This is a genomic window from Halorussus pelagicus (assembly GCF_004087835.1).
In the GTDB taxonomy this organism is placed as follows: Archaea; Halobacteriota; Halobacteria; order Halobacteriales; family Haladaptataceae; genus Halorussus; species Halorussus pelagicus.
Map to the genome: position 1 here is coordinate 2,936,346 of NZ_CP035119.1, position 13,173 is coordinate 2,949,518.

Annotated in this window: 13 protein-coding genes and 2 pseudogenes; 8 read left to right on the top strand and 7 right to left on the bottom strand. The window is 66.2% G+C overall.

Features of this window, described 5'->3' with window-relative positions:
- Positions 1-23: 23 nt before the first annotated feature.
- Entirely contained in the window at positions 24-1,031 is a 1,008-nt protein-coding gene (locus EP007_RS14770; RefSeq protein WP_128478380.1) for an asparaginase, read from the bottom strand.
- Positions 1,032-1,314: 283 nt separating this feature from the next.
- Between EP007_RS14770 and EP007_RS14775 the strand changes: the two genes are divergently transcribed.
- From EP007_RS14775 to EP007_RS14790, 4 genes and pseudogenes are all read left to right on the top strand, one after another.
- Positions 1,315-2,472 (top strand): thiolase family protein, encoded by a 1,158-nt coding sequence (locus EP007_RS14775; protein WP_128478381.1) that lies wholly within the window; start codon positions 1,315-1,317, stop codon positions 2,470-2,472.
- A complete protein-coding gene (locus EP007_RS14780) occupies positions 2,473-2,838 on the top strand; it encodes a Zn-ribbon domain-containing OB-fold protein (RefSeq protein ID WP_128478382.1) in 366 nt (121 codons plus the stop codon).
- A 7-nt stretch (positions 2,839-2,845) separates the two neighbouring features.
- Positions 2,846-3,228: pseudogene (locus tag EP007_RS14785) on the top strand (FAS1-like dehydratase domain-containing protein).
- Positions 3,229-3,296: 68 nt separating this feature from the next.
- On the top strand, positions 3,297-4,556 hold the full coding sequence (locus EP007_RS14790) for a DUF6498-containing protein (RefSeq protein WP_128478383.1): 1,260 nt from the start codon (positions 3,297-3,299) through the stop codon (positions 4,554-4,556).
- A gap of 46 nt (positions 4,557-4,602) precedes the next feature.
- On the opposite strand, the pseudogene EP007_RS17985 reads toward EP007_RS14790, so the two are convergent.
- Positions 4,603-4,719, bottom strand: a pseudogene (locus EP007_RS17985) (Sec-independent protein translocase subunit TatA/TatB); the annotation flags it as partial.
- A 104-nt stretch (positions 4,720-4,823) separates the two neighbouring features.
- On the opposite strand from EP007_RS17985, the gene EP007_RS14800 reads away from it, so the two are divergent.
- Positions 4,824-5,378: a metal-dependent hydrolase gene (locus tag EP007_RS14800; RefSeq protein WP_166035622.1), complete on the top strand. Its 555-nt coding sequence runs from the start codon at positions 4,824-4,826 to the stop codon at positions 5,376-5,378.
- Here the strand turns inward: EP007_RS14800 and EP007_RS14805 are convergent, their stop codons facing one another.
- On the bottom strand, positions 5,379-6,350 hold the full coding sequence (locus EP007_RS14805; protein WP_128478386.1) for a DUF7547 family protein: 972 nt from the start codon (positions 6,348-6,350) through the stop codon (positions 5,379-5,381).
- Positions 6,351-6,807: 457 nt separating this feature from the next.
- Between EP007_RS14805 and EP007_RS14810 the strand changes: the two genes are divergently transcribed.
- Positions 6,808-7,038 carry a hypothetical protein gene (locus EP007_RS14810; RefSeq protein ID WP_128478387.1) on the top strand — a complete coding sequence of 77 codons (231 nt, stop codon included), beginning with the start codon at positions 6,808-6,810 and terminating at the stop codon, positions 7,036-7,038.
- Positions 7,039-7,053: 15 nt separating this feature from the next.
- On the opposite strand, the gene EP007_RS14815 is transcribed toward EP007_RS14810, so the two are convergent.
- Complete coding sequence (locus tag EP007_RS14815) at positions 7,054-8,145, bottom strand: NADH:flavin oxidoreductase/NADH oxidase (protein WP_128478388.1); 1,092 nt, start codon at positions 8,143-8,145, stop codon at positions 7,054-7,056.
- 125 nt (positions 8,146-8,270) lie between these two features.
- Between EP007_RS14815 and EP007_RS14820 the strand changes: the two genes are divergently transcribed.
- Complete coding sequence (locus EP007_RS14820; RefSeq protein ID WP_128478389.1) at positions 8,271-9,014, top strand: DUF7504 family protein; 744 nt, start codon at positions 8,271-8,273, stop codon at positions 9,012-9,014.
- A gap of 84 nt (positions 9,015-9,098) precedes the next feature.
- Here the strand turns inward: EP007_RS14820 and EP007_RS14825 are convergent, their stop codons facing one another.
- From EP007_RS14825 to EP007_RS14835, 3 genes are all read right to left on the bottom strand, one after another.
- Positions 9,099-9,641: a hypothetical protein gene (locus EP007_RS14825; RefSeq protein ID WP_128478390.1), complete on the bottom strand. Its 543-nt coding sequence runs from the start codon at positions 9,639-9,641 to the stop codon at positions 9,099-9,101.
- Positions 9,642-9,736: 95 nt separating this feature from the next.
- Complete coding sequence (dpsA, locus tag EP007_RS14830) at positions 9,737-10,270, bottom strand: DNA starvation/stationary phase protection protein DpsA (protein WP_128478391.1); 534 nt, start codon at positions 10,268-10,270, stop codon at positions 9,737-9,739.
- 377 nt (positions 10,271-10,647) lie between these two features.
- Entirely contained in the window at positions 10,648-11,457 is an 810-nt protein-coding gene (locus EP007_RS14835) for a carbon-nitrogen hydrolase family protein (protein WP_368408107.1), read from the bottom strand.
- Positions 11,458-11,691: 234 nt separating this feature from the next.
- Here EP007_RS14835 and EP007_RS14840 point away from each other — a divergent pair, with 234 nt between their 5' ends.
- Positions 11,692-13,122, top strand: a complete 1,431-nt coding sequence (locus tag EP007_RS14840) for an aldehyde dehydrogenase family protein (RefSeq protein WP_128478393.1) — start codon at positions 11,692-11,694, stop codon at positions 13,120-13,122.
- Positions 13,123-13,173: the final 51 nt, after the last annotated feature.

The window sequence follows — 13,173 nt, forward strand, 5'->3', positions numbered from 1 at the left end:
GAGTAGCGGTATAATCGACAGACTCACTCTGTCGCGTTTGAGAAATACTCCGAGACGGTCGTCGAATCGTCCACCGCGTCCAACGCCAGCGCGAGTTTCACCCGCGCCTTCCACGGCGCGAGGTCGCCGCCCGGAATCGCGCCCCGGTCCTGCAACGTCTGGCCGCCGCCCTCGGTGCCGTAGACCGCGCCCGTGCTTCCCGCGCCGGTTCTGGACGTGAGAACGACGGGCACGCCCGCGTCGATGGCGTCCGCGATAGTCTCGCCGAGGTCGCTGGTCGCATTCCCCAAGCCCGTGCCCGCGACGACGACGCCGTCTACACCGGATTCGACCGCGCGCTCGACTTGTCTGCCATCGACTCCGGCGGCAGAGACGACAATCTCGACGCGAGCGTCGGGTTCGGTGGCGGAGACCGACACCGACTCGCTTTCCGGTTCCCGGTGGAAGCGAACCCCGGCGCGGGTCAGCGTGGCGACCGGGCCGTCGTTGGGTGAGGCGAAGGCCGCGAGTTTGTGGCTGTGGACTTTTCGCACGTCGCGGGCCGCGTGGAGTTCGTCGTCGAACACGAGGAAGACGCCTCCATCGACCCGCTGGTGGGTGGCCGCGCGGACCGCCGCGAGCAGGTTCGCGGGCGCGTCGGAACTCGGTTCGTCGAGGCGGCGCTGTGCGCCCGTGACGACGACCGGAATCGGGAGCGAGCAGACCAAATCGAGAAAGTACGCGGTCTCGGCCATCGTGTCCGTGCCGTGGGTCACGACGATTGCGTCGGGCGAGTCGTTTGTGGCGGAGTCGCCTGAGCCGTCCGCGGCGACCGCCTCGCGTGCGCGCTCGGCGACCGCGGCCATGATTTCGAAATCCACGTCGAACCCCGGAACCTGTGCCACGGATTCGACGCTGAGGTCGGCGTGAGAGGCGAGTTCCGGAACGGAGACGAGGAGGTCCTCGCCGTCGAGATTCGGCGCGGCTCCGTCCTCGTCGGGCGTGCTTGCGATGGTGCCGCCAGTTGCGACGACGTGAACTTGCGGGAGCATATCTCCATTCCCGCCCGAGACGACAAGAGCGTACGGGTTGGGGAGAGTGTTGTCACGCTCCCGCGAGTCGCCTACCCCTCGACTCGAAAGCCCTCGTCGATTCCGAGTTCGTCCGGCCCGATCAGCCTTCCCCGAAGACGACCGCGAGAACCCGGTCGGTCCTCACCGGTGTTCAGTCCGAGCGACCCCGTCCGGAGCGAACTGGCTGACCAGCTATCGCCTCCCTGAAACCTCCATTGCGTCATCCCCGGCATATAAACCCCTCCTGCGCCTTCTGGCAGGCATGGACCGAGTCGCAATCATCGGAGCCTCGATGACCGAGTTCGGGGAGCGCGAGGCGTGGTTGCGCGAGTTGCTCGCACAGGCGGGCCGCGAGTGTCTCGCCGACGCCGACGTTTCCCCCGACGAGGTAGACCACCTGTACGTCTCGAACATGGCCAGCGGCGAGTTTGAGGGCCAGACCGGCGCGCCGAACGCGCTGGCCCACGACCTCGGCGCGATACCGGCCTACACCCAGCGCGTGGACCAGACCAGCGCGTCGGGCGGCGCGGGCATCTACGCCGCGTGGCAGTCGGTTGCCTCCGGCGCGAGCGAGATGACCCTGCTGGTCGGCGGCGAGAAGATGACCCACAAGACGACGGCGGAGGCGACCGACGTTATCGCGTCGCTGACCCACCCCGTCGAGTACAAGCACGGCGTGACCCTCCCGAGTTTCGCGGGTCTCACCGCGCGCAGGTATCTCCACGAGTACGACGCGCCCCGCGAGAGTCTGGCGAAGGTCGCGGTGAAGAACCACAAGAACGGACTGGACAACCCCCACGCGCAGTTCCGCAAGGAAGTCGATTTAGAGACCGTCATGGAGTCGCCCATCGTGGCCGACCCCCTGCGACTCTACGACTTCTGCCCGATTACCGACGGGAGCGCAGGCCTGCTGTTCTGCCCCGAGGAAGTCGCCAAGGAGTACGTCCCCGAGGACGAATACACGGTCATCTCGGGCATCGGCGGCGCGACCGACACCCACGTCGTCCACGAGCGCGACGACCCGACCGTGATGGGCGGCGCGGTGGATAGTTCCGACGACGCCTACGAGATGGCCGACCGCGACCCCGAGGACGTGGACGTGGCGGAACTCCACGACATGTTCACCATCCTCGAATTCCTCCAGAGCGAGGCCGTCGGCTTCTTCGAGCAGGGTGAGGGTTGGAAGGCCGTCGAGGAGGGCGTCACCGACCGGGACGGCGAGTTGCCCATCAACACCTCGGGCGGCCTCAAGTCGAAGGGCCACCCCTTGGGCGCGAGCGGCGTCGCACAGGTGTACGAACTGCACCGACAACTGCTCGGCGACGCGGGCGACCGGCAGGTCGAGGCCGAGGTCGGTCTCGCCTGCAACGTCGGCGGGTTCGGCAACTGCGTGACAACCACGATTCTGGAGGAGCCATAGATGACGATGTACGCCTACCGGTGCCCGAACGGGCACGTAACCTATCCGGGCCACGAACTGTGTCCCGAATGCGGCGAGGAACAGACCGATGAAATCGACCTAAGCGACCGGACCGCGGAGGTCGTGACGTGGACGACGAACACCGCGACGCCGCCGGGCGTCCGGCAACCGAACTCGTTGGCCATCGTGGAGTTCGAAGTGGAAGACGAGTCGGTGCGCGCCATCGGCCAACTCGCCGAGGACGCCGAAGTCGAAATCGGCGACGAAGTGCGGCCGGTCTACGCCGAGGAACTGCGCGACCCCGACGCCGGAATCCGCGAGAAGGCGAGTCAGGAGTGGGACGGGTATCGGTTCGACCCGGTGTGAGAATCGAATGACTCCGCCCTCCGTAGGCGACACCCGGACCTTCGAGCGCACCTTCACCCCCGAGGACGTTCGCCGGTTCGCCGAACTCTCGGGCGACTAGCAACCCCGCCATGTTGAACCCGACGACGAGGACCGCCTGCTCGTTCACGGTCTACGGCGACGATGCCGACGAAAATCGGGAGCGACTTGGAAGGTCTCGGGCACTCGATGGCCTTCAACTTCGATAACCCCGTCTACACCGGCGAGACCGTGACCTGCGAGGTGACCGTCGCGGAAGTCGCCGAGCGCGCGGACCGCTACGACCTCTCGGCGGCCGTCGCCTGCGAGAACGAGGGTGGCGAGACAGTGATGACCGGCACGGTTGAGGGATTAGTCTGGAAAAACGTGTGACGGTCGGGGGTTCGATACCGTACTGTGGAGCGTAGTACCCCCCGACGGACGGAATTAGATACACCAACATGAGCACTAATGCGACGCTGAAATGCCAATTGTCGCTAATCACGGCGCTCTGTCTCGGGAACGCGACAGCCCTTGCCAGCGTCCTCGTCTTCGATTGGAGCGTTACCCTCTTGCTCGTTCTCTACTGGTTGGAGGCCGGAATACTACTCGTCCGGACAGGTGTTGAAGGACTACTCGCAGAAGTACCGACCGAACCATTTCGGGATGGATACCGTATCAAACTGTTCGAGCGCTTGGAACTGGGGAGCAAACGCGGGACGGTCGAGATTCACGACGACTTGCCACCAGTACACCCCCGAAATACTCCGGCAGTACTTTCGCTGCTCCGCCGTGTCGCCGTTTTCTGGGTCCCGACCGGCGTGGTCCTCCTGTTCGTCGTCCCCGACTCGCTCGCGTTCGACCCAGTTGCGGTCGCACTGGTCTCGGTCGGCACTCTCGCGTTCGCGTACCGACACTGGTCGGCGTTTCGTCGTAGCTTCCTCGACGACCGACGATACGAGGAGGTCTCGGCGTCGGTCGTCTGGCCTCGGCGACGGTTTCTCTGGCTCGCGTTCCTCACCTTCTCCGCCGCGGTCTACGGCAACCCGGCCGTCGTCTCGTCTGCCGACGCCTCCGGGTCGGTACGCACCAGCGTCGGAGCGATGTTCCTCTTCGTCGCTTGTTGTAAACTCGCCTACGAAACCTACCGGGTGACGATAGTGGGGTATCCGACTCGATACGAACATCGATCCGGTCTCCTCTCGTTCGATTGGGTATCCGGCAGCATCGGCGAGGAGCGGACAGCGATAGAATCGCCCGAGAGCGAACCCACGGCTGTATTCCGGACTGAGCGACGAGCAGTCCGGGTAGATGGAATCTTATACGGACTCGGCTACGGCATCTTGTACCCCGGTAGCGTCGGTATCGCCGGTATCGTTCTCCTGATCCTCGCCGACGTAATCGGTCCGGTGTTCGGTGGTCTACTGGTCGCCGGATTCGTCGGAAGCGTCGTCGCGGGACAAATTTGGCTGTTCGACACGCAGTACGGCCACCTCGAATATCGAGTGTACAGCGACGAACTCGTCGTGTACGACCGGAAAACAGACGAGCCACAGTTACATGTCACGTCTTCCGACTTCCGAGAAGTATCCGTCTCGCGTGGAATAACGCAGCGACTATCTGGAGTCGGTCGATTGAAGCTGACCCAAATCAACGGTGACGTTCACGTCTTTAGATACCTTGCAGAACCGGATGAGTTGGCGGAGAAATTCCGATTGTAACCGAGGGAGTAAACGGTCTCGTCCGAGACTCACGTCGTCCGTTCTCGGTCAAGCGCGCGAGTTTCGGGAGTTTGTTCGCGCCGAACAGCAGGACGGCGACGAGCAGAAGTATCATCATCTCTATCCCGCCCGGAACGGGACCGAACAGCGGTGTCGGAAGCATACCGACGCTCCTACGCGGCGAGTCGGTAACAACTTCTCGGGCGTCACCGCGCTGGCACCTCAAAAACCGATAGATTCACATTGAATCCGCGGTCGCTTCGGAGTGTGTTTCCGCCGGGCCATTACGGGTTGGCACTCGCGCTCTACGCCGTGGTCGGGTACGCCCTGCTCTCGCGGGGGTACGCCCGCGACGCGCTCTCGGGCGGCGGCGTCGTCCTCGCCTACGCGCTGTTCCCTGACCTCGACGGCCAGTTCGCGTTTCTGGTCCACCGGGGCGTGACTCACACCCTCTGGTTCGCGCTCGCGGTGGGTGGTCTCTGCGTGCTGGTCGTCGCGTCGTCGCTTCGGGAGCGTCCCCGTCGAGAAGCCCTCCGCGGGGCGCTCTGGGCGTTCTTCCTCGGAAGCTTCGCGGTGGTCTCGCACCTGCTCGCGGACCTGCTCAACCCGTGGGGCGTGATGCCCGTCTACCCGGTCTCACCCGCGCTCTACTCGCTGGACCTCGTGCGCGCGACCAACGACGCCGCGAACTACGCGATGCTCGCGTTCGGCGTCGGATGCGCAACGGCCGCGTGGATTGCGGGCCGCGCTTCCGAGACCGACCGCTCGCTGGTCCAGCGACTGTACCGCAGAGTTCGTCGCAGAGAGAGCGTCAGGGAGTAGTCACTCGTCGTCGTCGGTTGCGTCGGCGTCGTCGGAATGCTCCGAACCGGCGTCGTCCGAGTCGTCCGCGTCGGCGTCCTCCGCGCCGGAGTCTTCTAGGTCGCTCCCGGCGTCGCCGTCCTCGGAATCGTCCTCCGTCGGGGCGACGCCCCCGGAGTCGTTGTTCCGGCGTTCCATCTCGTCCTTGATGGATTCGAGTTCGGCCTCCACGTCCACCTCGGCGCGGTCGTCGTCCTCCGAGGCGTCCGCCCCGTCGGCGCGTTCGCTCTCGTCGGTAAGTTCGATGGTCGTTGCGCCCCGGAGGTCCTCGTCGTCGCCGCCGGACCGGTCGTTCGAGTCGTCGCCCTCGCTGGGCTCGTCGCGCCCTCGCTCGCGGTCGATGTCGCGCTCGCGCTGGCGGGACTCCTCGACTTCGCTCCGCTCGCGGTCCACGCGGTCCCGAATCTCGCGGTTGATGCGCCGGGCGTCGTCGAGGATGTCGCGCGCGGCGTCTTCGCGCGGCAGGTCGCTCTCCCGAATCGTCGTCTCCACGTCTTCGAGCGCCGATTCGAGGCGGTCGAGGGTGAGTCTGCTCGCGTCGGCGGCCCGGCCTTGGAGTCGCTCGCGCTCCTCGTTCACGACGCTCCGCTCGGGGTCGAGCAGGCGGATGACCTGTTGGAGCGCCTTCAACGCCCGGACGTTGGCCTCAAGCATGGCGATGGCGGTCGGAATCGCGTACTCGCCGGTGAACGACAACACCTCGCGCGGCGTCGGCGGGCGCGGCAGGCCGAGCGGACCCTCGGGCGGGCGGCCAAGTTCGTCCCGGAGTTCCCGGACGCGGCCCTCCAACTCCTCGACGCGCTCGTCGATTCGCTCGGGGTCTCGGTCGCGGGAATCAGGTCGGTCGGCGGAACCGGTTCGGTCGTCGGAGGTGCGGCGGTCGTCGGACCGTCGCGGGTCGCCGTCGCGTCGGTCGTCGCGGTCATCTCTCATGGCCGGGTCTACGTGTCGCGTCCTAAAGAGTTTGGCCGCTTTCGGGATGACTGGGAAGTCGTTATCGGCGAGGGTCGGTGGTCCGGGCCGTCGTCGCAAAACGACGACGAACGTCGGAGGGAAGCTAGCTTCAGAGTTGAACTAATCGTACAGCACCGCAACCGCCCAGCACCGCCCCGCATCACCCTCACGCCTCCCCAACCTCCTCACTCCTTCGCTACGCTCAGTCGTTCGTCCCTCGCGCGGAAGGGCGCGTCGCCGACGGCGACGCGCCGTCGGACAACCCGCGTCCGACGAGCCATGCGCTCACGTCCGTTCGCGCAGACGCCCCCACGCGCCACGATTCAAACGTTCGCCTGCCGAAACTCCCGACGTTCGGAACTCTTCGCTCTATGGACGCCAACCACTCTCGCGTCGCTTGCGAAGGATTTTCCTCGCCCGCGTGACACTCTGAAATATGTCAGTCTCCGCACGCGACGCCCTCGAATACGCCACGCGAGACGAGTTTCTGAAACTCTACGCGGTCCTCGCTCTCGGGTACGTCCTGACCATTTTCAGCACGTCGTTCGCTGGAACCGCGGTGACGGCTTTCGGATTTCTCCTCGTAAGCCTCGTCGCCCTCGCGGGTCTGCTTGCGATGTTGGTCGCCGCGGTGGGCGTCCTCCACAAGATTATCGCCGAAAGCTGACGGTCTCGCGCCGTTCTACTGGGTCGCGCGCCGGTACTGAACCGGCCACTCAACGCGGTCGCCCGCTCCCAGCTCCTCGGCGGCGTGGAGCGTGAAGTACGGGTCCCGGAGGTGTTCCCGGCCGACGATGGCGAGGTCCGCGCGGTCGTTGCGAATCAGCGCGTCGGCCTGCTTGGGTTCGGTGATGCCGCCGACGGCGCCGACCAGCGCGTCGGTCGCCTCGCCGACGCGCTCGGCGTAGCGCACCTGATAGTTCGGTCCCGTCTGGGGAATCTGCTGGTCGGGGTGGATGCCGCCGGAACTCACGTCCACGAGGTCCGCGCCTGCCTCCGCGAGCAGGGGCGCGAGTTCCGCGGTGTCGTCGAGAGTCCACGACTCACGGTCCGGTAGCCAGTCGCTCGCCGAGAGGCGGACGAAAACGGGCTTGTCGTCGGGCCACACCTCTCGGACCGCGGCGGTGACCTCGCGGACGAGACGAGTTCGTCCCTCGAAGTCACCGCCGTACTCGTCGTCGCGGTCGTTCGTCACCGGCGAGAGGAACTCGTGGAGCAGGTAGCCGTGGGCGGCGTGGACCTCCGCGATTTCGAAGCCCGCGTCGAGCGCGCGCTCGGCCCCCGCCGCGAAGGCGTCCACGACCGACTCGATATCGTCGTCGTCCATCTTCCGGGTCTCGGTCTCGCCCTCCTCGTAGGGGTAGGGGTCGGCGCTCGGCGCGACGGTCTCCCACCCGCCCTCGTCGGGACCGAGTGGGTCGCTTCCCTCCCACGGACTGTTCTTGCTGGCCTTCCGGCCCGCGTGGGCGAGTTGGATTGCGGGGGTTGCGCCGCGCTTCGAAATAAAGTCGGCGACGGGCGCGAGCGCGTCGCCGTGGTCGTCGCTCCAGATTCCGAGGTCGTTGGGCGTGATTCGACCCCGCGGTTCGACTGCGGTCGCCTCGGTCATCACGACGCCAGCGCCACCGGTCGCGCGACTCCCGAGGTGGACCTCGTGCCAGTCGGTGGCGAGACCGTCGCGGTCGCAGGAATATTGACACATCGGCGATACCATCACGCGATTTCGGAGTTCCGTCTCCCGAATCGACAGCGAATCAAACAGGTCGTCAGTCATCGGTTGCCTCTCGGAACTCCGGCCCCGAAAGGTCTCGGCTCCCCCCGTTTCTTGCCGAAGGTTCGGAGACCGCGTTTTGCACCCCCGAAACACTTATTGTATACGTTGACGTTATTAGTGAAGCAATGTGTGGGGAGCAAGGAAAGGGGAGTCCGGAAGCGGTAGCCAGATTTCGACATCGACTCGCGGACCTCAAGCGCAACGGGTGTAACGTGTTGCTCGTCGGCACCGACGCGCTGGACGCCGCCTGCGAGCGTCTGCTCGGCGAGTCGAGCGCTGGACCGCGCTATCGCCTGTTCGTGACCAGCGACGCGAGACCGCCGACCGCCTACGCGAGGTTGCAGTCGGCCCAGTCAGGAGCGTACAGCGACGAGGCCGCGGTCGTGAACTGGCAGACCGATGTTCGCAGTGGGAGTGCGACCGACGACGCCTCGCTCGGGGGCGACTCCTTGGACGGCCCGGCAGGCGTGCGCAACGCCTCGGACTCGTCGCTCCGGCACGTCACCGTCGAGAGCGACGACCTGCGGGAATTCGGGACGGCTATCGAGGAGACTATCGAGCGGTTCGACGCCAAAACGGGTGGCTTCTCGCCCGCGGAGCTACGGCTCTGTTTCGATTCGCTCGTCCCGCTAGTCGCCGATTACGAGGAGCGAGACGTTCGCCGGTTTTTGCTCGGCCTGACCGAGACCGTCGAGCGATTCGACGGGATGGCCCACTACCACCTCCCCGCGCGCTACGACTCCGAGACGGTCGAATCGGTCGAGGCGCTGTTCGACGCGGTCGTCGAAGTTCGGCGCGGCGAAGAGGAGATCGAACAGCGGTGGCACCTCTCGGAGTCCGAGATGGCGACCGACTGGCTCGCGCTGTAGGAGCGCCAGCCGCGATTCTCCGGTTCGACTGCTACCCTTCGAGTTCGACTACCCCTCCGATTCGACCGACCTTTTCGAGTTCGACTACCCCCTCGAACGACTCCGCGCGGCCGTGGACTGCTCGCGCTCGTGACCGACGTACCAGTCGTACTTTTCGAGCAGTCGCTTCCAGATTTGGGGGTCACCGCCGGGCGACTCCCGGTTAACGTGGCGAATCCGCCGCAGGTCGTCCTCGCCTGATTCGGTGCGCTCGACTTGTTCGACCGCGGCATCAACGAGCGCGTCGTGGGGCGATAGCACCGCGTGGAGGTCGTCCACCAAATCGCCGAGTCGCTCGGCGGTCTTGATTCGGAAGCGGCACTCGGCGCGCTTGTCGTGTTTCAGATACTTGCCTTTGGCGTCGTCCTCGTCCTCGCGGGCGGCGGAGTAGTCCTCATCGAGTTTCACGAGCGTCTTCAGGTAGCGAGATTTCCGGTCGTCGGCGTCAACCGGAAGGTCAACGACGCGCTGGCCCGCCATCGAGAGCGCCTTCAGAAATCGCTTGCCGTTGAGACGAAAGTAGTCGTGACGGCCGTCGTTGTCTTCGACGAGGTACTTCGACCCCGTGAAAAACGCTTTCGACACCATCGGCGCTACGTCTCCCGAATCACCCCTCGCCAATAAATTTCTCGTGGATTATCACCGGCGAGAATCATCACGTAGAGTGAATGTCACATCGCGCCTCACCACTCGGTCAGCGAATCACGCGCGAGCAGGCCGTCGATGGCGCTCGCGCGCCGTTCGAGGTCCGCGAGATGGTCCCGAAGCAGGTGGCCGGTGGCGTGGTCGCCGAGGCTCTCGGCGAGTTCGATGTGACTGCTGACGCTCTCGATTGCGTCGCCGTAGGCGTCGAGGTCGTTGGCCAGCGAGGTCCGAGCGTCGTACACGTCTTCGCCTTCGAAGGGGACCCGACTGTGGCGCTCGAACGCGGCGGGACCGCTCAGGGGGACGCCGCCGATTTCCCCGATTCGGCGCGCCAGCCCGTCGGCGTGACGCTCGGACTCGGCGGCGGCCTCGCCGAGAAATCGGGCGAGTTCGCCCGATTCGGGACCGGCGACGGTCCACCGATGCTTGCGAAGTTGGTGATAGCGGACGACGCTCGCCGCCAAATCGAGGTTCAGGGCTTCGACGACCTGTTCGGCTTTCTCGGCGTCGAAACGGACCGCGTTGCCCTCGACGGTGCCCGCCTGCTGGAGTACCTGTCGCTGTTGGCTCATGGGTAATCGCCTCCGAGTCGGCTACCACCGGCGGGCGCTTAAGTGTACTCGCGGGTCGGTCCGAGAGATTCGGCGTCGGTTCTCGCGTCGGGCGTTTTGGAGGCAGGGGTGCGCTCGGTCAGTTCTCCATCTCGGCGCGTGCGGGCGCGGCGCGCAGTCGCGCGCCGCGCCTATCCGCGCGAGGGATGAGTAGCGCAGTGAAACGAGCAACGCAATCGGTTGGGAGGTGTGAGGCTCGCGGTTGCGGTGCGGTGCAGTCATTGATTGGCGTCGGCAGTAGCTAGCTCCGACGACTTTCCGACAGCAATCAAACCGGACTCAAACCGTTGCCGTACTCGAACCACAATCCACAGAATAACCGACGAACCGCCTATCCCTCAGTCCTCCAAAACCGGAATGAACTCCCGACACTCCGCCAGCACCGCGGGGTCCAACCTCGCCACCAAGTCCCGCTCGCCGCGGTTCAGACCCGCCTGTACGCTCCCGTCGGGGCGGACGACCCGCGAGCGCCCGGCGTACTCCGTCGGGTCGCCGACCGTACTTTGCCCGGTCCGACCCGCGCCGACCACCCACCGAACGCCGTCGAGCGCGCGAGCGCGCAGGAGGAGTTTCCAGTTTTGGCTGTGGGCCGCGGGCCACGCGCCGCCGACGAACAGCGCGTCCACGTCGGGCGTTGCGAACGCCGCGCTCTCGCCGACGAAGTTGAGGTCGTAGCAGGTCAGCAGGGCCGCGGTGCCGACCGGCGTCTCGACCGTGACGCGCTCGTCGCCGGGCACGAGGACTTCGGACTCGTTCGCCCAGAGGTGGCGCTTGCGGTAGATGGTGGTCTCGACGGGTCGGCCCCTCTCTCCGACCGCTTCACCCTCGCCGTGAGGGTCAAGGTACGCCGTCGCGTTGTAGTACGCCTCGCCCGCGTCGGACGCTTCGCCAGCGTCCGCGCCGGACGCCTCCGCGCGCTCGACGAAGCCGACGAGGAGCGCGGTGTCGGTCTCGGCCGCGACCGCGCGCAGACGCTCCAGCGTCTCGCCGTCACGGGCCAGCGCGACCTCGCGGACGCGCTCGTCGGCGACGAACCCCGTCAGCGCGTACTCGGGGAAGAGCGCGACATCGACTTCCGGCGGAAGAGCGGCGACGCGCTCCTCGATAGTCGCCAGATTTGCGGCCACGTCGAGGTCGGCGACGGCTATCTGGCAGGCCGCGACGGTCGGCGTTCCTGTGGCAGTCGTCGTCCGCGCGGCGTTCGGCGGCGTCTGCGAGACAGTCGGCGGCGTCTCGCTGAGTCGTGAGTCCTCTGGCACGTCCAGCGACTCGGAGCGACGGGAGAAAAACGACCGGGATTCCCGAGAGCGGAGGAGTCGGCGAACCCGTCGTTAATCCAATCGTGAGTAAATATTTTACCCTCGGAGCGACAAGAGGGGTGTATGTCCCAACAACCACTCCAGCGTCGAGAGCGCCTCTACATCGACGGCGAATGGCTCGACGCCGACGACGTTCTCGAAGTCACCGACCTCGCGGACGGCGGTTCGTTCGCGCAGGTCGCGGCCGCCAGTCCCGAGCAGGCCGACGACGCGCTCGCCGCGGCCGAGCGCGTCCAATCGGAACTGCGCGAGACGACCATTCCTCAGCGCGCCGACTGGCTCGACGCCATCGCCGACGGACTGCTTGACCGCAAGGAGGAACTCGCGGAGGTCATCGTCCGCGAGGCTGGCAAACCCATCTCCTCGGCCCGCGGCGAGGTCGAGTCCGCCGCCGAGCGATTCCGACGCGCGAAAGAGGAAGTCCGCTCGCTGAAGGGCGAGTTCCGCGAGGGCACCACCGCCGGACACGAGGGCTGGGAGGCCATCGTCAAGCACGAACCGATGGGCACGGTGCTGGCCATCACGCCGTACAACTACCCGGTGGCGACCACCGCGCTCTCGGTCGCGCCTGCGATTGCCACCGGGAACGCCGTCATCCTCAAGCCCGCGAGCGACACGCCGGTCAGCGCGGCGATTCTCGCCGCCGTGATTTCGGAACTCGACATGCCGGACGGCGCGTTCAACTTCGTGCCGGGCCGGGGGAGCGTCATCGGCGACGTGCTCTCGGGCGACGACCGAATCGACGTTATCTCGATGACCGGCTCCAGCGGAGCGGGCAAGCACGTCGCCAAGGAGAGCGGCATGGTGAACCTCCACATGGAACTCGGCGGGAACGCTCCGGCCGTGGTCTTCCCCGACGCCGACTTGGCCGACGTGGCTGGCCAGTGCGCCAAGGGGTCGTTCAAGTACGCCGGTCAGCGCTGTTCGGCCGTGAGCAGGGTGCTGGCCCACGAGTCGGTTCACGACGAGGTCGTGGACCTGCTCGAAGCCGAGATGGATAGCTGGCAACCCGGCGACCTCTTCGAGGAGGAGACCACGATGGGACCGCTCATCAACGAGGGGCAGGCCGAGTGGGTCGAGGAACTGGTCGAGGACGCCGTCGAGAAGGGTGCCGACCTCGTGCGCGGCGGCGAGCGCGACGGCACGGAGTTCGAACCGACCCTGCTGGCGAACGTGCCCCACGACGCCCGCATCGTCCACGAGGAGCAGTTCGGCCCGGTCGCGGTCGTCACGACCTTCGAGGACGAGGAGCAGGCCCTCGACATCGCCAACCACGGCGACCTCGCGCTCGACGCCTCGGTGTTCACCAGCGACTACGACCGCGCGATGGACCTGAGCGACCGGTTGGACGCCGGTGCGGTCCGCATCAACGGCGCTCCGAGCCACGGTCTCGGCGACATCCCGTTCGGCGGGAACAAGTCCTCGGGCATCGGTCGGCAGGGCCTGCACACGACCATCGAGGAGATGGTCCGCAAGAAGAGCATCATACTGTAGCCTCGACGCAGGGACGCTCGCTCCCGGTGACGCGAGTGTTACCTGAACCCT